Raw genomic sequence first — 20,627 nt, 5'->3', positions numbered from 1 at the left:
AGAAAAAAGGCTGTCCGTACGGACAGCCTTTTCTAATTTATTTCGCTTCTCTTTGTTTTTTAACCTCTTCAAGCTGAGAAACTGTCACCAATTGATAGCCTTGATCGGTGAGCTTTTTTATAATTTCATCGGCCGCATCAGCAGAGGTGCGGTAAATATCGTGAATCAAAATGGTTCTTCCATCTCCCGCCTGATTCATGACACGGTCAACAATTGTTTTTTTGTTACGGTCTTTCCAATCTTCCGGGTCAACATCCCATAACGCAACATCCATTTTCATTTGACTCCGCAGTTCATCATTAATGCCGCCGTATGGGGGTCTTACAAGCGTCGGACGATATCCGCTTATTTTTTCAATGATGTCTTGCGTATCATTGATCTGCTTTAACGCTTCTTTCACTGAAAGCCTTGTGAGAAGCGGATGGCTCCATGAATGGTTCCCCACCTCATTTCCTTCTTTCAGCATTCTTATTAGCGTTTCCGGATAATATTGAACTCTGCTCCCCAAAACAAAAAACGTGGCATGACCCTTATATTTCTTCAAGGAGTCTAGAATCTGATTTGTTGTCGCAGGATTCGGGCCGTCGTCGAAAGTAAGCGCAATGACTTTTTGATTTGGATCAACTGTTTCCTCTTTGGGTAAAGAAATCACTTCATGCTTCGGCTTTTGTTCTTTGATTTTATTTTTATTTTTTGCTTTATCAATATATTGTTCTTTCAGAATGTCTTTCAAAAGACTTTTCTTAATGGCAATCGATTGCTCTCCAAGATAGCCTGCTGCAACCTGATATGTGTCAAAGTAAAGTTCGATATAATCCTCCTTGATGGCAAAGCGGCTGAAATTTTCTTTTTTCGGAGCCGTCCCTTCCTTTAACAGTGCATCGTCCGCGGCAATGTCCTTATTCTTTTTCAGCTCGTGATAAGCGATTAACGAAAGCTTATGTAAGTAGTCAGCGTCCTCTTTGAAAATATCATCAATGGAAAGAAACGCTTGTTTATTAAAATCATAGTTAAACGTTTTTTTCACGGTTTGCCCGTGTGCCCCGCCGATGTATTTATATTCATTAAATACAATCGCCACTGTCTGTTTGGCATAATGGACAATTTTATAATCAACATTTAATTCGTTGCGTTTTGTCGTATGCTCTTGGTCAACGTCCTTTGTTTCCTTTTGAAATTGACGAACCTCTTTTTCTGCGAATCTTTTTAATGCCGAATCCATTTTTTCATTTTTGAAAACGGGATAGTTAACCGCGTAATTAAAAGTTTTCCCGTCATTCACAAGCGTTGCGATCTCAACATTCCCATATTGAGAATCAGTTCTTACTTTATTCATGACCGTTTCTTTTTTCAATGAATGATTATGGAAAAAGCCGATAAGGCCCACCACACATACAACTGCTATTAATACATGAAACCATTTGATTCTTTTTGCCAACAACAAAAACTCCTTCTTTCGTAGCCATTTCGATTTACTCTTCATCAGTTGGAACTGTATCTATTTAGAAATGTTTTTGTAACATTGTAGTAACATTTATTTCACATTTGTAATACTATGAGATTTAGAAGTTCATGTCAATCCTTTTTAAGGAATTTCATCATAAAAAAACCGAATTTCATGAATGTACATACACCCAACTTAAGCATCAGGAATATGGTAAAAGGAATAAAAAAAGCTAGGGAGGTTTTCCTCTTGGATTACCCTTTGAATGAACAGTCATTTGAACAAATTACCCCTTATGATGAAAGACAGCCTTATTATTATCCGCGTCCGAGACCGCCATTTTATCCGCCTTATTATTATCCAAGACCGTATTATCCGTTCTACCCGTTTTATCCGCGCCCACCTTATTACTACCCGCGCCCGCGACCGCCTTACTACCCTTGGCACGGTTACGGCGGCGGTTATGGCGGAGGATATGGCGGGGGTTACGGTTACTAGTCGCCGCATATCAAAATGGGGGCAGTCCAGCTCCCCATTTTTTTGTTTTAAAAATGACAATATCATGAAAAATATAGGAAATAATTGTGATTCCGTCCCCCTCTTGTTACGATAACAAAAGCATGCAGTTTTGGGGGAGGCGTCTATTTTTGAAGAATACAAGAGATTCTGCAGCCATATCTGAAACAAAATACATAAAAGCTTCGAACCGGGTAACCATTTACGATTTTATCAAACTTGCAAAACCCGGCATTATCATATCAAACTCGATAGCAGCCTTCGGCGGATTTTGGATCGCGTTTGCAAGCGCAGAAAAAACGTTAACCGGCTTGGCTTTTTTGATGACAATGGTAACAGCAATGTTGGGAACCGCGTTTGTGATGGCTTCCGGCACTGTCTATAACAACTATTTTGATCGGCATATGGACGCAAAAATGGCACGCACTCGCAGCAGGGCCTCGGTCACAGGGAAAATGCCGCCAGCCATGATCTTAACATATGGCTCTGTGTTAGGAATCGCAGGTCTTGCCATGCTTTATTCCCTTAATCCATTAACGGCCTTTCTCGGACTGGCCGCCTTTATTTTTTATGCGATCATCTATACGGTATGGGTGAAACGAACGTCTGTGTGGAGCACATTTGTCGGGAGCTTTCCAGGTGCTGCGCCGCCATTGATGGGGTATTGTGCCGTAACCGGTGACCTCAGTATGACAGCAGTGCTGTTGTACACGATTATGTTTCTGTGGCAGCCGCCGCATTTTTGGGCGATTGGGATAAGACGCAAAGAGGAATATCGTGCCGCTGGCGTTCCGCTCTTGCCAGTAGTCAAAGGCAACCATGTAACAAAAATAAAAATGATGCAATATATTGCCGTCCTGGTGCCGGTCACGCTATTATTTCCTTTCTCTCTCGGCACCGGCCATATAAGCCCATTTTATTTCTTAGCCGCCTTGGTTCTCGGAGGCATATGGATCAAAAAAAGCATCAAAGGATTCAAAACAGACGATGACGTGAAGTGGGCAAAGGATATGTTTGTCTACTCGCTTATTTATTTTTGCTTGCTGTTCTTCATCATGATGATCGATTCATTTATGATGTTTCTGATCAGATGATGCAAAAAGAGCCACACATTAATGTGACTCTTTTTTGTTTGGAAAAACAGCATCTAATAGAAATGTCATGGCAAAAAACACAACCATGCAAATCAAAAATCGTATAATCTCACTCAAAATCCAGCTATCAGCTATGCGCATACCATCGGTTTCTCGGAGGGTTACGCATATTGAAAAAATCATGAGTATGTTTTTTAGGGTTTCTTTGTTCATAAAATACCATCGCTTTCTCGATAGGATGACTTAAAGGCAATGAGATAAGTCATCAAGATATAAAATGTGTCGCATCGTTGCATGTTTTGATTGAAAGAAATCATTGTTTTTTAGCCAGCCAATTGTAAAGCTCAGGCAAACAGATGAAAACCGTTTCTGTGAAAAAGCAGATCTAATCGAATGCTTCTATACTCTCTCCACAAATAAATACATTTGTTTCTCTAATCTATAAACCCTCACTCTTTTTCCATCATCAGGTATTATAAGCCAAAAACAAACAAAAAAATAGACTTGCGTTTGAGTTGTATGGAAGTGAAATTGCAAGAATAACCCATACGGTGGTAATATATTGTTTGATTTTCCCATATTCATAGATTTGGAGGTCATACAAAAGTGAAGGGAATATTTTTAGTTGTTCAGCTTGGATTTTCTATTATGGTATTTCTGTTTTTAGCTGCTGTTAATTGGTATCAAGGAAGCGAGCTTGTTTCAGATCGATTTGATTGGAACTATACTGCTAAACTCTCAAAACTGCTTAATGGAATTGATGCCGTCAGCAGCCCCAAACAAATTTCACAGCTTGATTTTTTCATTTACTCCGCTAAACACTACCCTGTTATGAGTGCGTTAATGATCATCTCCTTCTTATATGTTCTGGCCGCTCTTTTTTTACTTATATACTCAGTCAAATGCAATAAGCAAGAGATTCATTTGGACTGCTGACCCGGTGAAATTCGTTTTTATAGCCCCTTAACTCTTCAAGATGTTCCTGTGTTTAGTGAGGCAGACCTTAACCTAGGTTTTCGGAACTTCTTGCTCAATTATGCGTATACCTTAATAGGAGGGATCAAACGATGAAAGAATATGAATTCGTAAGAGTTGAGCTGAGTACGATGAGAAGAAGGCCTAAAGAAGACTACCAGCAAATCATCCATGATTATGCGAAAAGAGGCTGGAGATTCGTTCAGATTTTCGCTCCCAGTATAGATGGGTATGGGGCAGCTGCTTATTTTGAAATCATATTTGAAAGGGATGCGGAAAAAGCTTAATCCATATGACTAAGCTTTTTCGTTCCCCTATATCTGCATCTATACAATTTCTGCAAATGCGGCATCACATGATCTGGCTAAATCTTGTGGCGCCAACTTTAGCTGCATACCGATTTTCCCTGCACTGACAATAATAAAATCAAGCGTTTCTGCAGATGCATCAATATAGGTCGGGAACAATTTTTTCATGCCAATTGGCGAGCAGCCGCCGCGAAGATAGCCAGTTACCGCTAATAGCTCCTTCATTGCAAGCATTTCTATTTTCTTTTCCCCTGTCACCTTTGCTGCCTTTTTTACATCTAACTCTTCTGCAACGGGTACAACAAAGACATAATAATGATTTGTTCCTGCTGCTGCAACCAACGTTTTATATACATATTTCAAAGGATAACCGATTTTTTCCGCAACAGAGATGCCATCTACCGGCTGGCCGTCTGTTTTATACCCTAATACCTCATAAGAGATGTTCTGCTGTTCTATCAGACGAACCGCATTTGTTTTTGCCATTTTTTTCGCCATTGTTTTCACCCACTATCAAAATGATGTATGTCTAACTTCTTGCAGTAATATGTAAATTCTATCATCCTAACCTGCATTTTCAAGGTTACTAGCATTGAATCAACGAAAGGACAAATTGATTTTCTTGGACGCCTATAGCCCATTATTAGACTACATGGAACAAAACAGGAATGAACAAATAACTCCCACATACAATTTGTATGAATGGAAAATAAAGGAGTGGTTGCTTTGTATCATTACTTTTATGGCCCTGCGTTAATTCCTTACTTTTCACATACTCATACCCCTCAAAGAAGTCCAGACTTTTCAGAAAGACAGCGAAGAAGAGAAATCACATTGACTGTAGATGGCTTTGTCCCCCCATCTTCCACCGAAGATCTTGGAGACGGCTTTTATTCTTACGCATGGACGAACCAACAGGTCATCAATCCAGGTGAATACTTAGTTTGTCATCTTGAAGGAAGAGATATCAACGTGATAAATGGTGGGTTCACTCCGCGCGATACTGCTCCATTGTATGCGGTAGCAAGCTTTCCAAGACGAAGAAACCAATGGGTCATTATCATTCATAATCCTGTGCAAACCCAAAGAGCCATATCGCTTTATTTGATTGCGAAAAGGTAGCACAACATGTTATCAGAAACCCTGCATTCAGGAACAGAAAAACGGGTAGGGACACATTAACATCGGTATTTTCCTACCCGTTTTTGGTCTGGGCAAACTCTTACCTGTCACTCTTTCAATTCCCCTCAATTTCTTCATCTTTCTCTACTGCCAAGGTATCAGAGAAAATTGTTATATGTTATCATTATTCCCAGTAAAAAGAAAAGAGGATTAGATATATGGTTCTCCTTGAGACGAATCGATTACGATTAATAACGATTGATATTCCCCTTTTTGACGCTGCGTCTAAACAAGATCATCAGGCTATCAAAGACTTAGGTTATGAAACAAATGGTGAATGGCCAAATTCTGATTTTTTTGAAGCGATACCTTATTTCCGCGAGATTTTAGTCAAAAACAATGGAACAAAAGGATTTGATTCATGGATTATTGTAAAGAAGGACAGTCATGAAATTGTTGGGGGAACTGGATTTTTAGGTGACCCAGACGAAAATGGCATGATTGAAATCGGTTTTGCAACAAATAAAAGTCATCGCCGCAAAGGTTATTGTGTGGAAGCCGCCCAAAAACTAATAAACTGGGCATTAAGCCAAGAAACAGTAAACCGGATCACCGCAAGATGTGAACATGATAATCTAGGCTCACAAAAAACCTTGGAGAAGTTAGGGTTTATATTGAATCATAAATCAGCGGAGTATAAACATTGGATATATGTTACAAAGTAGAGTCCTTAATTACAAAAGCAGGCACTGCGCCTGCTTTTGTTTGGATTATTTACCTCTGTGCTTCTTTTTCGCTTTTTGCTTTTTGAGCATATACCTTTGCTCTTTTACATGTTCTCGTTGTTCTTTCATTATTTGTTTTTTCTTTTGCTTTCTTGCTTCAAGCTCTAGCTTTATCGCCTCTTGAGCTTTAGAAGTTACTCCGGCGTTTTTCAACTCTTTTGAAACCTGGCGCTGCAATCTTTTTGGATTGATCTTTTTTTGACGTCTGCCTTGTAAACGAACTCCTTCCTGCTCAGCTTGGGCCAACATATTCAGGAGTTGGTTATGAACAAACTCTAATACTTCAGAATCCCTCGGCTCTTTGCCAAAAAGATGACGAAAGGCTCTTAGCTTTCCATTGTCCACAACTTCAACAACGCCTATCCAAAACTGACCATCGTAGTAAATCGTTAATTTCATAACGATTCCCTCCTCATAAAAGATATTAAAGAATGATGGACATCCCGAGGAGGGGAAGGTTACTGACATTCTCAATCATGCATCCGGACTACCAACCGAATCGTGTTTTTTCATTCTTTACCATATACAGAAAAGAGTGTAACATTTCTTCTCCAACTATTAAACTCTTATTTTATTTAGATCATTGCTGGAGAATAGGCGTCTTCACTCGCAAATTTATTTCTCAAGCCCTGCCATGTTACAGATGGGAGACGATACATTCTGCATATCCTTCGAGTTTAAATTCTCCAAGACCGTAAGGCAGCAACATATGATCTCCTTTTTTGAAAGGATAGACATACTCACCAGAGATCATACGGCCCTCCCCTTCAATCACACTGATAAGAAGGAATGGTTTTTGCTGCTTTAAGCTTGCTGATCCTGATAAGTTCCATTTCCCCACCGAAAAGTAAGCGCATTCAACCAATGTCGTTGTAAGCAAATCCTCAATTTGTTCATGGTGAACTGTATGCCGTTCTGGAATAGACGGGACCTCTATCACTTCGATGCTCTTTTTCAGATGAAGCTCGCGCAGCTTGCCTTCTGCATCTTTTCGGTCATAATCATATAATCTGTAGGTTGTGTCTGAATTCTGCTGCGTCTCCAAAGCAAGAATTCCTTTTCCAATCGCATGAACAGTACCGCTTGGCACATAGAAAAAATCCCCCGGCTTTACCTTTACACGGCGCAAGAGCTCATCCCATTCTCCACGCTCTATCATGGTAGTTAGTTCTTCCTTTGTTGTTGCATTGTGGCCATAAATAATCTCGGCATCTTTTTGGCAATCAATAATGTACCAGCATTCTGTTTTTCCAAGCTCACCGTTTTCATGTATGTTGGCATATTCATCATTCGGATGCACCTGAACAGATAAGTCCTGGTCAGCATCTAATATTTTTGTAAGCAGAGGGAAACGGTCCCCTTCAAGCTGTCCGAATAAATGTCTATGATGTTCCCATAATTCGCTGAGCGTGAACCCCTTATACATTCCGTTTTGAACAACGCTTTGACCATTTTGATGCGCGGCAAAAGCCCAGCACTCCCCTGTTCGTTGTGACGGAATGGTATAGCCAAAATCAGCTAAAGCAGTCCCGCCCCAAATTCTTTCTTTGAAAACAGGCTTGAAAAATAACGGTTCAGTCGTCATGAAAATCCCCCGCTTTATTCGATTTCTTCTAGCAGCTTGTATGCTTCTTCTGTTGTTTGCACGGAGAGCAGCCGCTCCCTATAATTGTCATCCATTAGCTTTCGAGATAGCATCTGCAGTATTTTGAGATGCTGGTTTCCCCCGCTCTCTTTCGGTACAGCAATCATAAAGATTAATTTAGCTTCTGATCCATCCAGGCTATTCCAATCAACGCCTGATCGTTTGATCCCAAAGGCAACACTCGGCTCCCTGACCGCCTCAGACTTTCCGTGCGGAATCGCGATATTCATGCCAATCGCCGTTGTTCCCTGTTGTTCACGATTCAAAATGGCTTGTTTAAACCCGCTCTCTGAAAGCAGCGCACCTCTTCGGGACAATTTCTGAATCAATTCATCTATGATGTCATCCCTCGTTTCCCCCGATAAATTTGGTTCAATTAATTCCGGGCTGATAATGTCTGTCAGTTTTTTAAATTCCGACATCTCAGCTTTTTGGCTTTGAATTGGCTGCTTTATTTCATTTGCTGCCGCAGCTTCACTTGGCGCGGAGGGCGGTGCAGTTTCACTGAGCACAGGAGGCGCCGTAATATCCTTTTTTAGTACATTGACAAACAGAGCAGTGACAAGAGATCCTGCAATCACAGCAATAAAAAACATCAAGACATGATCAACTGCGCCAAGCACTGCAACGATAGGTCCGCCGTGCGCCACTCTGTCTCCCACATTGCCAATCATGGCTATCACAGAACCTGTCATTGAGCCTGCCATAATACTTGGAATAACGCGCAGAGGGTCCTGCGCCGCAAATGGAATCGCTCCTTCAGTAATGCCGAAAAGACCCATCGTAAATGCCGCTTTCCCCATTTCTCTTTGAGATGCCTCGAATTTTCTTTTTCCTAAAAACGTCGCAACGCCAAGGCCAATCGGGGGGATACAAATGGCGACAGCAATTGGTCCCATAATTTCATAATTTCCTTCTCCAATCATTGCCGATCCAAACAGAAACGCCACCTTATTTACGGGACCGCCCATATCAAATGAGATCATCGCCCCTAAAATCAATGCCAGAAGGATCGAGCTCGACCCTTTCATCCCCGCCAGCCAAACTGTTAAAGAGGCGAAAATTTGAGCTACAGGCGCGCCGATCAAAAACACAAACGCTAAACCTACAATCAGTGATGCAAACACCGGAATAATAATAATCGGCATAATCGGCTGGATTGCTTTTGGAACTTTTAATTTTTTGATCCAAAGTGCCGCGTATCCAGCCAAAAAACCGGCAATAATCCCCCCGAGGAATCCGGCGCCGCTTGCGCTGTCATAAAAACTTCCAGTCGCCGCAATATAACCGCCGATCATCCCTGGCACAAGTCCCGGTTTATCAGCGATGCTATAGGCGATATAGCCGGCTAAAATCGGAATCATAAATGAAAATGAAGCACTGCCGATCTGTTCAATCGTTTTCCAGAAGGAATCATCCGGAATAACTAAGCCGTTAGGTGTTTTCTCCCCTCCTAGAGTTAATGCAACCGCTATCAATAATCCGCCGACAACAATGAAAGGAACCATAAATGAAACGCCGTTCATTAAATGACGGTAAATTGGATTTTGTTTCTTCTCCTGATGATTACCGGATTCCGATTTTAAAGCGGAACGATAGACCGGTATATCCCCGTTAAGAGCTTTTTGAATCAATTCTTCCGGTTTGCGGATGCCGTCCTGTACCCCCACAGACAGCAGTTTTTTGCCTATAAACCGGTCTTTGTTTACCGAGCGGTCTGCAGCAATAATGATTGCGTCCGCTTCGCGAATTTCCTCTTCGGTTAGCTTATTTTCGACACCAATCCCTCCCTGGGTCTCAACTTTGATGCTAACGCCCAGTCTGTCAGCAGCTTTTTGCAGATTTTCCGCTGCCATATACGTATGGGCGATTCCATTCGGACAAGATGTAATCGCTAACAGTTTCATAGGAAACCTCCTTTAAAGTGTGAATAATAAGATCTTGTCTCAACTGTATACCGAAATCAGCTCATTAAAATCGCTTTTTTTTACCATAGGTTCCGGTAATAAAGGCATTTTTCCCTATAACAAAAAAAAGCAAGGAATAATCCCTGCTTTAATAATCCAAATGAGATAAAAATGTCATGACATTGGCTTCTTTCGTCAGCTTCTGGACGAAGGCCGGCTGCTCGCTAAGATATGAAAGCTCGCTAAACAGCTGCTTTGTCATGGTTTGATCCTCGTGTTTGACAGCCAGCATAAAAACGAGCGAAACTTTTTCATTTCCCCATTCAAGCGGCTCCTTTAATGTGGCAATCGCGATTGCTGATTGTTTAATAAATTTAGCGTTTGCATGAGGAATGGCAATGCCTGATCCAATATTTGTCGCCGACATTTTTTCCCTCATCACCGCATGAACCGCATAGTCCTTATCAACATAGCCTTTCTCAAACAAAGCTGTCGCCAGCTGTTCGATTAACTTGTAGCGGTGCTCTGCCTCCTGCTGCAAAAAAACCAAAAAAGGAGTCGTATTGTTCAGCATCTGAAACGTTTTTTGTTTTTGGCGGTGTGATTCGCCCAGCTGACGTATAAACGCACTTAATTTCTTCTCTTCGCCAGGCTCTAAAAGCGGAGATACAACAATATGGGGAACCGTTATATTCTCCAGCGCAATGGTGGATATGACAAGATCAATATCCTCATGCTTTTTGATATAATCCTTTAAATCGGCCTTTGCAATACAAGCCATTACAGCGATTTGGTGATATTTCCGTTCAATTTTTGTCCGCAGCAATTGTGACATCCCAATCCCCATGTGGCAGACGATAACCGCCTTTTTATGTGTCTCGCTGCTGCCCTGCATCCGTTCGATCGCTGCCTGAAAATGCAATGTCAAATATGCTGCCTCTTCCTCAGGAATATGAAGATCAAAAGTTTGATTGATGTCTTCCAAAACATCTATGATGAGGTGGAACAAATAAGGGTACATCTTTTTGATGTCATTGAGCATAGGATTTGCTACAGAAAGATCGTAGCTCAGCCGTTGTAGCACAGTATTGAGATGAATGTTCAAACCATTGATCAAATCCTGATCCTTGTGAAAATCCATCATTTTCAGCTCTGAAACACGATTGATTAAATGCCCTACAACCTTAGGAAGCACAGCATTTTCAAGGTTCTCTTCTGTCTGCAATGGATAACGAACCTTACCGCCCAATATATGTAATGTTAAGTACACGGCTTCTTCTTCAGGGAAGCGAATTGCAAAAACCGGTTCAAGCCGCTGTAAACAAGCAAATGTCCATTGATATTCTTTCTTCTTTTTTACTGCCGCCATTTCTTTTGGGGACAATGAAATCGGCTGCTTCATTTTGATGCGGCGGACCATTAACAATGTATGCAGCAACAAACTTTCAAACGTTTCGTCTGTGAAATAGAGGGAATGCTTTTTTTGTAGTGATTTGATTTCTTTCGTCACAAAGTCTACTTCATAATGTAAAAACTTACTTTTAATAAATTGGCTGGTAAACGCTGTATTGTGAATCAAATCAGATATTCTTGCCAATGCCTTTCTTTTATTTCTTTCGTTCCCTTCAACCTTTAATCCAAGCCGCTGCCTAGAAACCAGTGTGAGATCAAAACGCTTCAGCCACTCTTCTACTGCGTATAAATCCTTTTTAATGGAAGATCGATTGACAAAATGCCGAGCGGCAATGTCTTTTGCGGAAACAGGCTTCGGATTCATTAATAAGTCATAAGCAATGTGCAGCATTCTTTCTTCATCGCTCCGCTGCCTAGAAGAAAAATGTTCAGTATGTAATTGTTGGCTTAGCCAGGTCCTTTCCTGTTCTTCTATATGTAAATAAACGCCCAACCCTGGTTTTCGAATAAGCTGTGCATGAGAATGCTCATTGAGATAATCCTCGATCACTTTCAAATCATTCCGGATTGTTTTTTCAGAACACTGTACCCTATCTGCGAAATCTTGCACAACTAAATAGTCATCAGGTTCAGATAACAACAGATACAAAATCTCTTTTTGTCTTGTATTTATGTATTCCATCTGTTTTTCTATCCTTCCTGTCAGTATCTACTTGAGCAAATTGATAGTATAAGTATACTATATAAGAAACCGTTTACATTATAAAATAAAATCATAGAGACAAAAGTTTTGTTTTTTACCGAAGCTTCCGGAAAAAAGCGATTTTTATATTCTTTGAGTTTGCTATGTAATGTATTTTTTATCGTTATTCAGCAGAAATTCATAAAAATACTCCAATTCTTCACCTATTTAGAACGAAGATTTTCTAATGTATGAGTACGAAAGTAAGAACATGATGAAGAAAAATGATTTGGTATCTTCGGGGATAAAGTGCAGGTAACAAAATTCCCACACGCTCAACAAACTAATACCCATCAAATGTGTGCTATTAACATTTTAAGGATGGCCATTCTCTCTCAGCAATTTTCCATCATAAATACAAACTCTGTGCAGGGCACACAATATTCTTAGCTCAAATCAATTGATCGTTCACATATTATTAACATTTATTTACAAGGAAAATAATTACTTTTATTGAATTGTTATAGTGCAAGACAAAAAACTTTAAAGGAGTGTTTCAAAATGAATTTCAAAAAAACGGTTGTTTCTGCTTTATCGATTTCTACGTTAGCTCTGTCGGTCAGCGGGGTAGCTTCAGCTCATGAAATAAACTCCACACCTACTGAAGTAAAGAACATTTCTATTTCACCTACACATGTTATCAAGATTCAAGACTATAATTTACCTCTAAAAGTTGGAGAAACCTATTCTGTTAAAAATAATTCAGCTACTCGTTATTGGACTGATAACCAAAAAGTTGCTGAAGTCGATCAAAATGGTTTAGTGACGGCTAAATCAAAAGGAAAAGCCACGATTACTTTGTTTAAAGGTACTGCAGTATTCGGAAAAGTATATGTAACGGTTTATTAATCTTTATCCGCCAGATTTTCTGGATGCAAAACATGCATGAATAAAATAAGGTCCCCCTCTAAAAAGAGAAGGGACCTTATTTTCGCTTCAAGTTTAGATTTAGTTTTGGGAATACATCATACATTGGTGTATATCGTGTTTCATTAGCTTAGCCCCGAATAAATCCACCTTCTGAATGAATAATTTGTCCAGTTATCCATTCAGCCTCATCACTTGCAAGAAAGGCAATCATTCGTGCCGCATCATCTGGTGTGCCAATACGCCCCATTGGAAATTTAGGTGAAAGAAAATTTCTTATTTCATCTGTCATCCATGTAGAATCTGTTGGACCTGGGTTTACGGCGTTAACAGTGATGCCCAATGGTGCAAGTTCTTGTGATAACGACCTAGTAAATGCAGAAATAGCTCCTTTAGTTGCTGCATACGCTAACTCCCCAGGCAAAGGACCTAAATCCTGCCCTGATGTCATATTGATGATTCTTCCTGATATTAAATTAGATTTTTTAAACCGACGGGCGAATTCAACACAAAGAAGAAAATTCGATCTCATATTAACCGCATAATGCTCATCAAGTGATTTAGCATCTAACGATACATAATTATCACTTGCGGAATGAGCTGCATTATTAATAAGGATGGAAGGATATCCTAATTTATCTGAAATTTTTTCATGTATTGTGAATGCAGCATGTGCATCTGATAAATCAATTTTCATTTCCTCACAGCGGACACCCATATGTAAAATTTCTTGTTGAAATTCTTCTATCCAGGCCGCATCAGAGTTCCAGTGAGTAAAGAAGATATGTATACCCTGTGAGGCTAACTTACGACAAATAGCCGTACCAATATCCCCTTGACTGCTTGCTCCTGTAATTAGTGCAATTTTTTCTTGAGAATGACTCATTATTTTAACCTCCAATTTATACGGAGTATCTCCATTATGATGGTAACAAGTTATCCAAAGAATATAATCCATTAAATCAAACAGAGCTGACTTTGAATACATTTTAAAATCAGCTTTAAAAAACATTTTCGTCTCAAAAAATATTAAATAGAAAAAATAAGAGTTGGACAACAATTTACTACTTAGTCACAAGTGGCTGATACTAAGTCATTGAATGTCTCTTTTTAAAGAGCCTTTCAATCATTCACATTGCTTTTCATTAACCATTCTACTTCCGTTAATTCTTGTTTTTGAACGTCTATTGTGTGTTTTTTCGTGAAATGGGTTTTCACAGCTTCTTCGTTTTCCCAAATCTCCCAAAGCATTATTTTACGTTCTGATGGCTCAAGCGGATAAGCATGGAATGTAATACAACCCTCTTCTTTGTTCGTTTCTTCCTCAAGTTTTTTGAATTCCTTCATTATTTCATTAAGGCCTTTATCACTGATGATTTTTAAACATGCCGTTATGTAATGCATCGAAATTTCCCCTCCCATCATTTTATGGCTTTTCATTATAACATTTTCTTGAAAAATAAATATAACTGCGACATTGATTGCTCGAGTTAATCAATCGCTGTATGTAAAGGATTTAAAAATTGATAACAAATAAAAAACCTTCATTTTATAGGAAGGTTTAGAAGTTATATTATCAAGTTTGAAGGCAATCTGAAGCAATGTGAAATGTGTTAGGTGTTTGTTTCACTGTAAAGTCTGTAGCGAAACCACGTACTAAAACTAATGACAAGCCCATCTTCAATTTCGCTGACCTCAGATATGAGGGACCTATTCTTTTTCAACTCTTTGATCATTTTTTCCTTATCAGAAACGAACATAATGCGTTGCGCCCGGAGAATGGCTGCATATTGAATTTGTATCTGATCCCATATCATATCAGCAGGCGAACGCTCTTGAATCTCTTCCATGATTTCAAGCGTTTCTTCTGGCAGGAATTTAGAGAAAAAGCCGTGAGTCACAGCATTTTGGTTCCTTTGTGGTGCGCCGCCGTTGTTCCCGACTGCATTTTTGTTGCCCGGTTGCCCGCCTTTTTTTGTGTGCACACTTTTTTCAATGGGTGCACCCTTTTTTCTTTCCCAACCATGCCGCTGCTTCCACGATTTTATGGTGTTCACTGACACCCCGTATTTCTCGGCAAGGTCCTTGTATTTCATGCCTTTGACGTAATCCTTATACGCCTGAATGTGCTTTTCAGCCATCTACATCCACCGCCGCCCCCTTCTGATTCGTGTTGTTTTGGAAAAGATATTCCCTCTAAACCACCACCGTGCTCAAGCCGTTAACCGCCAATTGTCTATCCTGAGGCTTACCGGAAGCAGTTTACAAGGAACAAAAAAAGCACCCTTAACAGGTGCAATATACAAGCTAATGATAATTATTACTTTAATGTTGCTGTTCCTCTACCAAATTCGTACTTTTCATTACATAGTTTGCAATCGGTAAAAATATCAGTACTTCTGAAACCAGGTATACTTTCCTTTTCATAAGTCACTTTCCCATTTCCGCAAGGACATTGATATTCTTCATATATAACATCTCCGCTCCCGGCTCCATATCCTTGATGCTCATACTCAGATTGATCGATTGGCTTTAATTTCACGCATATCACCTCCCACCTTTATATCGGCAGGAATCGTGACAAACGAACCAACTGCAAAATTTGTCGAACGAAAGCGTCCTTCATAAATAGGTGGCAACCGTAAGACAAAAAGCCCCCCAAAAGGTTACTCAATCACTAATATCTATATGGAATACGTGATTTTAATATTTTTTCATCCTGAATATCGTTATATTTATTTAATTTCAAGAAATGTTTTAAACCATTTATAGTGATATCCATATTGTTTTTAGGTCCAACCGTTATACCTTCAACGCAATCTTTTTCAAAATGAACTCCAATATAAGGAATAAAGGCTCCATTAGATATTCTACAGGAATAATCATCAAAATTTTCTTCGAATACCATAGCTATTCTAAATTCCTCTTCTTGTGAAAAACATTCATCCTTAAAGAAAATTGAATATTGACTCAGGATGGAATATACACCTACAAGTACTTTCTCTAGTTCGAGATTCGGTTTCAAGAGATTTCTAACAATACCTAGTAAAGTCTTTAATAAGCGCTCAATTAATTTTTTTTGCACTTTTTTATCGTAAATAACATACCCACTATGTACAAAGTCTTTATATTTAAATTTTTCGTTTAAGTAATTCTTGAATTTAGGATAATTTATTTGAATAGAGTAGCCATCATTATTTGAATAATTTGACCACAATAAATTAGAATCACTATTAATACAAAAAGATAAAGCATAAATCCTGTATCTCGGCTGATGAAATACGTCATTCACCACAACATTATATAAATCTCGTAAATGTTCTATTATTTCTTCTTTATCTTGCTTTTCCTTATTTCCTTCATTAGAGAAAACCCAGCATTCTTCTTCCGATAAATTTTCACAATATTCCTCGAATGCTTCATTACTTAAGTTTAAAGTGTAATTAATCTCTGTCTTATCGTTTAAAAAATGAGCATGAGAAACCCAGAATTGATTATACTTTAATATTCCTTCTAATCCGTTAATATTAGTATAATGATATAATAGCTCTATATTATTGTCATTTAGATGAGGCAAAAATTTATAGAGTTTATTTAATTCGTCATCAGTCATAGTATTAAATGAATTCATTTGAATCTCCTTGTTGTTATTTAAATCCACTTGTTGGTAGTTTCTAAGATAAATTATCAATAGAAGGGGTTTCCTTCTATGATTATCGCAAATTAAAAATTCTTTTAGCTACAAATATAATTAACCTCGAGAGTTATTCTGAAGGTTTCTCCATTTTAGGGTTATATTAATTAGGGTCAATACCAACCAGATCAATGCCAAAATCATGGTGATAATATCCAAGGTGCTAAGATGACCATAATTAAAGTTAGTAAACAATATCACAAACAGAATAAAGAATAAGACCGTTGAACCGTCGATTAATTTTTTCATATTCACTCATTTCCTTCTATGTTTTTGAAAATCCAAAATATCCTCTTTGAGAAAAAGCCTGTCTCTCAGCATTTCTTTAACCGGTTCAAATTCACCCACCTTAACCAAATAATTAAGGTATTGACGAGTAAAGCCCAATATTTCAATTGCTTCGCTTGTATTAACGATCTCCTCATTTAAAAACCTTTTAATTGCATCACGTTCTTTTAGATTGTACATCAACAGCGTCCTCTTTAAATTCCCTAATATTGAAAAAGTAACCAATATGATTATAACTATATCAAAAGTAGTTTTAAAGGATTTTTTCTTACTTTTAAATAAAACAAAAAGCCTATTCGGCTAAACAGAATAGACTGTGTTTCGCTCTATTTTTCATTTTCATACGGGAACGCTCAATGTTTTTCTGTACTGTTCCCTTCTTAATGTCCAGCAGCTGGGCGATCTCTTCAAAAGACATATTTTGTACAGTATGCATGATAAAAATGTCCTTTTCTCTTTCAGTAAGGACAGAAAGGGCATCAGCAATTCTTTCTTTGTCCCAGTCGCTTACCTCTCCTTCTGGCTCCTGATTGATTGCATATTCTTCTGGCATTGCATCAATAATACGAGGATCAGCAAGAATCGTTCTTTGGTAAACGTCCCTTCTGTCAGCCCCCCTGCGTGCTCCTGGTTGTCTACCGTTCTGAAGCCATTCGAGAGTGAATTTAATATCACTGATCATACTGCCAATGATCTTCTTATCGTTCTTTTGTTCTGCTGTCATTTCATTTTCTGGTGTTTCCGAGAATGCCTCGTACATCTTTCTCGCTTCTTTTAACGCTCTTTTGTATTCAATGATTAAATCCTGCATGTTTATCCTCCTCTTATTTACGCTTAAAAGCGCCGCCTTTGCCTCTTCTGAGTGTTTGCCTGTCTTGCCCCATCATTTGCCGCCAAAACCGTTCAGAACGCTCCTGCGCGTTTTTATTGGGCTTTTTCTTTTCCTGTTTCATGTCATCCCTCCGCTCAAATAAAAAAACGGACACCAAACAAACAGCTTTAATGCTGTAAGTTCAGTGTCCGCAGGCTTTCCATCTTGGACAGACCATTATTCTTTTTATGATTTTTATTTTTCTCCCAATAAGAGGAATCTTACCTACGATTGTCTAATTACTATATGACTAAAAAACAAAGGAGCTAATATAAGGTGAAAAAACTCTCAGTTTTATTTCTTACAGTTCTATTAAGTTCAACAATTTTTTCGGCAACAGCAAGCGCATCGCCAACTACTGGAAGTGTTTCTAATTATCATTCAACTACATCAAGTTTTTCTAGCTTCACAACATTATCAGGTGCAGGAAAGTACATGAAATTCATTTGCACCTATAGTGGCACAGTGACAAATGGTGGATACTGTGAGTTACGCAAAAACAATGGTAATGGCTCTACGTCTACTATCTCCAATCTTTATGTAGGGCAAGGTATGTCATATAGAGCAACTGATGTTTGGCTCAATAAAGGTGAAGAATATACTCTTGTATCGAATGCTAGTATTTCTTCTACCTTCGGTTATGTCACTGCTTCAATAAGTGAAAGATAATATTAATGACTAAATTTAGTCGTCGATTATGTTTCGACGGCTTTTTTCTTCAATACCCCTCCTGCTGCCGCTGATGATTGACGGCGTTTTTCTCCATGTAAGCAGCTTCGATTTGTTCCCATTTAAAGCCGAGCTTGTTGCCTAATTCAAAGAACGTTGTAAATAAGCTGATATATGTCCGCTTTTCTACATTGCTGAAATGGAATCCATAAGCAATGGATAACAAACAGGAGAATGTTTTTGCTATGTCAAACCCTTTGTCAGATATTAAATGCTGTACAACTACATCATCTATGGTGCCAGTGTCATTCCAGCCAAGCCGGTTTCCGATGCTCAAGATAAAATGCAGGCAGTCCACGTATTCCTCTAGCAATGGATTCGATTCACCTATCTTTCCAGAGCCGTTGCAGTCTTGGCATTTGGAATATGGTTCAGCTGCATGTCCTTCTTCGAGATATTGCAAATTAATATCGTGGTTTTCATCGCCAGTGCCTTCGCATGTAGGGCAAAAATGTTCTATTTTTGTACGTGGCTCCCGGTCATTGCTCCAATGCTTAAAGCCGCGCCATTCATTCGCACACTCGGCCAGCTCCACCTGTAAAGCGAGAATGAGGTTTGGCAGCAAGTCCTGACCTTCCAGCCCCTTCTCTTTGATGATCCGTTCATCAAGCGCCTTTTGCATTTCGAACATTTTTTCAAGATTCATTCCGCATCCTCCTGAATATCTTTTTTGATCACTTTTAAAGCGAATGAAGCAATGTTTTTCACATCTACTTTGCTAAAACACTTTCTTTCAGCTGTGTCACACAGAGGAATGTTTAAAACTATGTTGGATTGTTCATAGATTTTATAACTGCTAGTTTTTCTATTGCATAGTGCACATGGTTTACTTTCGGATGATGACATGCTCCCTATTTTCACGCTATTTCCTCCTCCACGCCCATGCTGCAGCCGCCTTTCGGGCAGCAGGCATCTGGGCGGATTTCTATATCTCAACTAAGTTCACAAAATATTAACAAAAATTTCCTTGGATATTTTTGTATTCTATGCAATAATACAGTTGTATTAAAAAAACCAAAGGGAGTGTTTAAAATGAAATTGAAAAGAGTGTTAACAGGTTCCGCATTGTCCCTTGCTTTACTCGTTTCCGCAGCTCCTGCTTTTGCTGCAGGCCCTACTACCGCAGATGGCGCGAGTCATAAAACTGCCCCTCAGGCTGTGTTAAAAACTATATATATCAAAGCTAATACACGTGGAGAACTTCTTAATGTAACAGTATTTAGTGGTGTTAAATACTATTTAAAAGATGCCTGGCAGAACAGTGATGGCACATGGACCGGTGAATACCAAGGTTGGTATTAAGATTATCTGAGAGATAAGAGATTTTTCTCTTATCTCTTTTTTTGGACAAACCCATTACCTTTCTAACCTATCGTAATCACATTCAGGGCAGCTGTATTCGATCATGCTGTCATCCCCTATTCCCAGCCGACTGCAATTGCAAAGAATAAAACCAAAACCATCGCCCCAATGAGCCAGCCATTCGTCTTATCACGCTTTGCAATGATTGTTTCATCACCGATCATTTTCAGATCGTCTGACTTTGCCACAAGTACCGGTATGTAATCTGGATGCACTTTCAAATATTCCGCCGCCTGCTCAACTGTCATCGCTTCGTCTTTCGTGGCTTTGACTGCCCGCTGTAGTTCAACTTGTAAAGGGATCATTTCACATCACCCTCCAATTCATTTTGGGCAACTTGTATCGCAAAAGTGAGATTGGTAATGATCTTCTCTAATGCCTTTTTGTATCGTTTCCTATCCCCGCTTAGTTGCTGAATGTCCTTTTGGGCCTGCCGAAATTGATGAACCGTTACTTCCTGCTGACGCTTATTTTCCTCGATGATTTCCCGCTGCTTAACAGCCAGTTCAGCTTGCTCAATAAGCCAAGCAATTTCCTTCTGAGGAATGTATGTCAATTTTTTTAGACGTTCAATTCTCTCTTTCATGTCCGTTCCTCCCCCGCAGGGGAAAGCCCCTGCTATTTGATTTTGAAACCTATTTCGTGATCGACTCGAGCAAAGCTGCCCTTTGCCGTTTGAATGATTGTTTTTCCATGCTCCGGGGCTTCCAAGACATGTGCGGTGCCCTGGCTCCCGTCTAAAACGATGATCTGTATTTTGCCCGACTCCATTGCCTGTTCGATTGTTGTATCTTTGCTTAAATTAATTTCTCTTGGGTTGTACATTCTTAGCGCCCCCTGTGCTATGATAGAAGTACCAGTTCAT

28 protein-coding genes are annotated in these 20,627 nt (G+C 39.2%); 9 read left to right on the top strand and 19 right to left on the bottom strand.

Annotation, left to right across the window (positions count from 1 at the left end; genetic code table 11):
* Positions 1 to 37 precede the first annotated feature (37 nt).
* Positions 38 to 1,441 (bottom strand): polysaccharide deacetylase family protein, encoded by a 1,404-nt coding sequence (gene pdaC, locus NST79_RS06735; protein ID WP_212059123.1) that lies wholly within the window; start codon positions 1,439 to 1,441, stop codon positions 38 to 40.
* 252 nt (positions 1,442 to 1,693) lie between these two features.
* On the opposite strand from pdaC, the gene cotT reads away from it, so the two are divergent.
* The 4 genes from cotT (at position 1,694) to NST79_RS06715 (ending at position 4,316) form a co-directional block, all read left to right on the top strand.
* The gene (cotT, locus tag NST79_RS06730; protein WP_015715704.1) at positions 1,694 to 1,942 is read left to right on the top strand and encodes a spore coat protein CotT; all 249 of its coding nucleotides are present in this window, start codon (positions 1,694 to 1,696) and stop codon (positions 1,940 to 1,942) included.
* 122 nt (positions 1,943 to 2,064) lie between these two features.
* A complete protein-coding gene (cyoE, locus tag NST79_RS06725; RefSeq protein WP_212059235.1) occupies positions 2,065 to 3,054 on the top strand; it encodes a heme o synthase in 990 nt (329 codons plus the stop codon).
* A gap of 606 nt (positions 3,055 to 3,660) precedes the next feature.
* On the top strand, positions 3,661 to 3,990 hold the full coding sequence (locus NST79_RS06720) for a YjdJ family protein (protein ID WP_003232822.1): 330 nt from the start codon (positions 3,661 to 3,663) through the stop codon (positions 3,988 to 3,990).
* Between the two features lie 131 nt (positions 3,991 to 4,121).
* Entirely contained in the window at positions 4,122 to 4,316 is a 195-nt protein-coding gene (locus NST79_RS06715) for a DUF4177 domain-containing protein (RefSeq protein WP_003232825.1), read from the top strand.
* Positions 4,317 to 4,355: 39 nt separating this feature from the next.
* Here the strand turns inward: NST79_RS06715 and ybaK are convergent, their stop codons facing one another.
* Positions 4,356 to 4,835, bottom strand: coding sequence for a Cys-tRNA(Pro) deacylase (gene ybaK / locus NST79_RS06710; RefSeq protein ID WP_038828768.1), 480 nt, complete (start codon positions 4,833 to 4,835; stop codon positions 4,356 to 4,358).
* A 228-nt stretch (positions 4,836 to 5,063) separates the two neighbouring features.
* On the opposite strand from ybaK, the gene NST79_RS06705 reads away from it, so the two are divergent.
* Together NST79_RS06705 and NST79_RS06700 are read left to right on the top strand one after the other, a co-directional pair.
* Positions 5,064 to 5,459, top strand: coding sequence for a hypothetical protein (locus NST79_RS06705; protein WP_212059122.1), 396 nt, complete (start codon positions 5,064 to 5,066; stop codon positions 5,457 to 5,459).
* Positions 5,460 to 5,677: 218 nt separating this feature from the next.
* Entirely contained in the window at positions 5,678 to 6,184 is a 507-nt protein-coding gene (locus NST79_RS06700) for a GNAT family N-acetyltransferase (RefSeq protein ID WP_212059121.1), read from the top strand.
* A gap of 45 nt (positions 6,185 to 6,229) precedes the next feature.
* Here the strand turns inward: NST79_RS06700 and NST79_RS06695 are convergent, their stop codons facing one another.
* The 4 genes from NST79_RS06695 to manR form a co-directional block, all read right to left on the bottom strand.
* On the bottom strand, positions 6,230 to 6,712 hold the full coding sequence (locus tag NST79_RS06695; RefSeq protein ID WP_212059233.1) for a YjdF family protein: 483 nt from the start codon (positions 6,710 to 6,712) through the stop codon (positions 6,230 to 6,232).
* A gap of 169 nt (positions 6,713 to 6,881) precedes the next feature.
* On the bottom strand, positions 6,882 to 7,829 hold the full coding sequence (manA, locus tag NST79_RS06690; RefSeq protein WP_014479507.1) for a mannose-6-phosphate isomerase, class I: 948 nt from the start codon (positions 7,827 to 7,829) through the stop codon (positions 6,882 to 6,884).
* A gap of 14 nt (positions 7,830 to 7,843) precedes the next feature.
* Positions 7,844 to 9,796, bottom strand: a complete 1,953-nt coding sequence (manP, locus tag NST79_RS06685) for a fructose-specific PTS transporter subunit EIIC (protein ID WP_212059119.1) — start codon at positions 9,794 to 9,796, stop codon at positions 7,844 to 7,846.
* Between the two features lie 148 nt (positions 9,797 to 9,944).
* Positions 9,945 to 11,891 carry a mannose transport/utilization transcriptional regulator ManR gene (gene manR, locus NST79_RS06680; RefSeq protein WP_046380945.1) on the bottom strand — a complete coding sequence of 649 codons (1,947 nt, stop codon included), beginning with the start codon at positions 11,889 to 11,891 and terminating at the stop codon, positions 9,945 to 9,947.
* A gap of 561 nt (positions 11,892 to 12,452) precedes the next feature.
* Here manR and NST79_RS06675 point away from each other — a divergent pair.
* Complete coding sequence (locus tag NST79_RS06675) at positions 12,453 to 12,800, top strand: Ig-like domain-containing protein (RefSeq protein WP_212059117.1); 348 nt, start codon at positions 12,453 to 12,455, stop codon at positions 12,798 to 12,800.
* 148 nt (positions 12,801 to 12,948) lie between these two features.
* Here the strand turns inward: NST79_RS06675 and NST79_RS06670 are convergent, their stop codons facing one another.
* From NST79_RS06670 to NST79_RS06635, 8 genes are all read right to left on the bottom strand, one after another.
* Positions 12,949 to 13,704 carry an SDR family oxidoreductase gene (locus NST79_RS06670; protein WP_015252321.1) on the bottom strand — a complete coding sequence of 252 codons (756 nt, stop codon included), beginning with the start codon at positions 13,702 to 13,704 and terminating at the stop codon, positions 12,949 to 12,951.
* A gap of 236 nt (positions 13,705 to 13,940) precedes the next feature.
* Positions 13,941 to 14,258, bottom strand: a complete 318-nt coding sequence (locus NST79_RS06665; protein WP_212059231.1) for a putative quinol monooxygenase — start codon at positions 14,256 to 14,258, stop codon at positions 13,941 to 13,943.
* A 173-nt stretch (positions 14,259 to 14,431) separates the two neighbouring features.
* Positions 14,432 to 14,959, bottom strand: a complete 528-nt coding sequence (gene terS, locus NST79_RS06660; RefSeq protein ID WP_212059753.1) for a phage terminase small subunit — start codon at positions 14,957 to 14,959, stop codon at positions 14,432 to 14,434.
* Between the two features lie 179 nt (positions 14,960 to 15,138).
* Positions 15,139 to 15,360: a hypothetical protein gene (locus NST79_RS06655; RefSeq protein ID WP_339225816.1), complete on the bottom strand. Its 222-nt coding sequence runs from the start codon at positions 15,358 to 15,360 to the stop codon at positions 15,139 to 15,141.
* Between the two features lie 135 nt (positions 15,361 to 15,495).
* Entirely contained in the window at positions 15,496 to 16,449 is a 954-nt protein-coding gene (locus NST79_RS06650) for a DUF2971 domain-containing protein (protein ID WP_339225815.1), read from the bottom strand.
* A gap of 318 nt (positions 16,450 to 16,767) precedes the next feature.
* Positions 16,768 to 16,980 (bottom strand): DNA-binding protein, encoded by a 213-nt coding sequence (locus NST79_RS06645; protein ID WP_212059852.1) that lies wholly within the window; start codon positions 16,978 to 16,980, stop codon positions 16,768 to 16,770.
* Between the two features lie 112 nt (positions 16,981 to 17,092).
* The gene (locus NST79_RS06640; RefSeq protein WP_212059850.1) at positions 17,093 to 17,611 is read right to left on the bottom strand and encodes a sigma-70 family RNA polymerase sigma factor; all 519 of its coding nucleotides are present in this window, start codon (positions 17,609 to 17,611) and stop codon (positions 17,093 to 17,095) included.
* Between the two features lie 13 nt (positions 17,612 to 17,624).
* A complete protein-coding gene (locus NST79_RS06635; protein ID WP_015715375.1) occupies positions 17,625 to 17,753 on the bottom strand; it encodes a hypothetical protein in 129 nt (42 codons plus the stop codon).
* Positions 17,754 to 17,947: 194 nt separating this feature from the next.
* Between NST79_RS06635 and NST79_RS06630 the strand changes: the two genes are divergently transcribed.
* The gene (locus NST79_RS06630; RefSeq protein WP_212059848.1) at positions 17,948 to 18,340 is read left to right on the top strand and encodes a hypothetical protein; all 393 of its coding nucleotides are present in this window, start codon (positions 17,948 to 17,950) and stop codon (positions 18,338 to 18,340) included.
* Positions 18,341 to 18,389: 49 nt separating this feature from the next.
* On the opposite strand, the gene NST79_RS06625 is transcribed toward NST79_RS06630, so the two are convergent.
* Both NST79_RS06625 and NST79_RS06620 read right to left on the bottom strand, forming a co-directional pair.
* Complete coding sequence (locus NST79_RS06625; RefSeq protein WP_212059846.1) at positions 18,390 to 19,046, bottom strand: dUTP diphosphatase; 657 nt, start codon at positions 19,044 to 19,046, stop codon at positions 18,390 to 18,392.
* Positions 19,043 to 19,261: a hypothetical protein gene (locus NST79_RS06620; RefSeq protein ID WP_212059838.1), complete on the bottom strand. Its 219-nt coding sequence runs from the start codon at positions 19,259 to 19,261 to the stop codon at positions 19,043 to 19,045. Before NST79_RS06620 ends, NST79_RS06625 begins: the two co-directional genes overlap by 4 nt.
* A 171-nt stretch (positions 19,262 to 19,432) precedes the next feature.
* Here NST79_RS06620 and NST79_RS06615 point away from each other — a divergent pair, with 171 nt between their 5' ends.
* Positions 19,433 to 19,702 (top strand): hypothetical protein, encoded by a 270-nt coding sequence (locus NST79_RS06615; protein WP_212059836.1) that lies wholly within the window; start codon positions 19,433 to 19,435, stop codon positions 19,700 to 19,702.
* A 116-nt stretch (positions 19,703 to 19,818) separates the two neighbouring features.
* Here the strand turns inward: NST79_RS06615 and NST79_RS06610 are convergent, their stop codons facing one another.
* The 3 genes from NST79_RS06610 to NST79_RS06600 are packed head-to-tail and all read right to left on the bottom strand — an operon-like array spanning position 19,819 to position 20,587.
* The gene (locus NST79_RS06610) at positions 19,819 to 20,067 is read right to left on the bottom strand and encodes a hypothetical protein (protein ID WP_010330964.1); all 249 of its coding nucleotides are present in this window, start codon (positions 20,065 to 20,067) and stop codon (positions 19,819 to 19,821) included.
* The gene (locus tag NST79_RS06605; RefSeq protein ID WP_212059834.1) at positions 20,064 to 20,348 is read right to left on the bottom strand and encodes a hypothetical protein; all 285 of its coding nucleotides are present in this window, start codon (positions 20,346 to 20,348) and stop codon (positions 20,064 to 20,066) included. The genes NST79_RS06610 and NST79_RS06605 overlap by 4 nt, the downstream gene beginning before the upstream one ends.
* A gap of 32 nt (positions 20,349 to 20,380) precedes the next feature.
* Positions 20,381 to 20,587, bottom strand: coding sequence for an XtrA/YqaO family protein (locus tag NST79_RS06600; RefSeq protein WP_015715365.1), 207 nt, complete (start codon positions 20,585 to 20,587; stop codon positions 20,381 to 20,383).
* Positions 20,588 to 20,627 lie beyond the last annotated feature (40 nt).

The organism is Bacillus sp. PS196, assembly GCF_037963555.1.
GTDB classification, from domain to species: Bacteria; Bacillota; Bacilli; order Bacillales; family Bacillaceae; genus Bacillus; species Bacillus subtilis.
This window is presented reverse-complemented; position numbering and strand designations above follow the sequence as displayed.

Bases quoted from the DNA above. Each gene is read 5' to 3' on its own strand.
- manP (WP_212059119.1), bottom strand. From the start codon at position 9,796: ATGAAACTGTTAGCGATTACATCTTGTCCGAATGGAATCGCCCATACG.
- NST79_RS06650 (WP_339225815.1), bottom strand. From the start codon at position 16,449: ATGAATTCATTTAATACTATGACTGATGACGAATTAAATAAACTCTAT.
- NST79_RS06670 (WP_015252321.1), bottom strand. From the start codon at position 13,704: ATGAGTCATTCTCAAGAAAAAATTGCACTAATTACAGGAGCAAGCAGT.
- NST79_RS06695 (WP_212059233.1), bottom strand. From the start codon at position 6,712: ATGTCAGTAACCTTCCCCTCCTCGGGATGTCCATCATTCTTTAATATC.
- NST79_RS06615 (WP_212059836.1), top strand. From the start codon at position 19,433: ATGAAATTGAAAAGAGTGTTAACAGGTTCCGCATTGTCCCTTGCTTTA.
- NST79_RS06610 (WP_010330964.1), bottom strand. From the start codon at position 20,067: ATGATCCCTTTACAAGTTGAACTACAGCGGGCAGTCAAAGCCACGAAA.
- NST79_RS06645 (WP_212059852.1), bottom strand. From the start codon at position 16,980: ATGTACAATCTAAAAGAACGTGATGCAATTAAAAGGTTTTTAAATGAG.
- NST79_RS06665 (WP_212059231.1), bottom strand. From the start codon at position 14,258: ATGAAAAGCCATAAAATGATGGGAGGGGAAATTTCGATGCATTACATA.
- ybaK (WP_038828768.1), bottom strand. From the start codon at position 4,835: ATGGCGAAAAAAATGGCAAAAACAAATGCGGTTCGTCTGATAGAACAG.
- NST79_RS06635 (WP_015715375.1), bottom strand. From the start codon at position 17,753: ATGAAACAGGAAAAGAAAAAGCCCAATAAAAACGCGCAGGAGCGTTCT.
- manR (WP_046380945.1), bottom strand. From the start codon at position 11,891: ATGGAATACATAAATACAAGACAAAAAGAGATTTTGTATCTGTTGTTA.
- NST79_RS06675 (WP_212059117.1), top strand. From the start codon at position 12,453: ATGAATTTCAAAAAAACGGTTGTTTCTGCTTTATCGATTTCTACGTTA.
- manA (WP_014479507.1), bottom strand. From the start codon at position 7,829: ATGACGACTGAACCGTTATTTTTCAAGCCTGTTTTCAAAGAAAGAATT.
- NST79_RS06600 (WP_015715365.1), bottom strand. From the start codon at position 20,587: ATGTACAACCCAAGAGAAATTAATTTAAGCAAAGATACAACAATCGAA.
- NST79_RS06625 (WP_212059846.1), bottom strand. From the start codon at position 19,046: ATGAATCTTGAAAAAATGTTCGAAATGCAAAAGGCGCTTGATGAACGG.
- cyoE (WP_212059235.1), top strand. From the start codon at position 2,065: ATGCAGTTTTGGGGGAGGCGTCTATTTTTGAAGAATACAAGAGATTCT.
- NST79_RS06715 (WP_003232825.1), top strand. From the start codon at position 4,122: ATGAAAGAATATGAATTCGTAAGAGTTGAGCTGAGTACGATGAGAAGA.
- NST79_RS06700 (WP_212059121.1), top strand. From the start codon at position 5,678: ATGGTTCTCCTTGAGACGAATCGATTACGATTAATAACGATTGATATT.
- NST79_RS06640 (WP_212059850.1), bottom strand. From the start codon at position 17,611: ATGCAGGATTTAATCATTGAATACAAAAGAGCGTTAAAAGAAGCGAGA.
- terS (WP_212059753.1), bottom strand. From the start codon at position 14,959: ATGGCTGAAAAGCACATTCAGGCGTATAAGGATTACGTCAAAGGCATG.
- NST79_RS06605 (WP_212059834.1), bottom strand. From the start codon at position 20,348: ATGAAAGAGAGAATTGAACGTCTAAAAAAATTGACATACATTCCTCAG.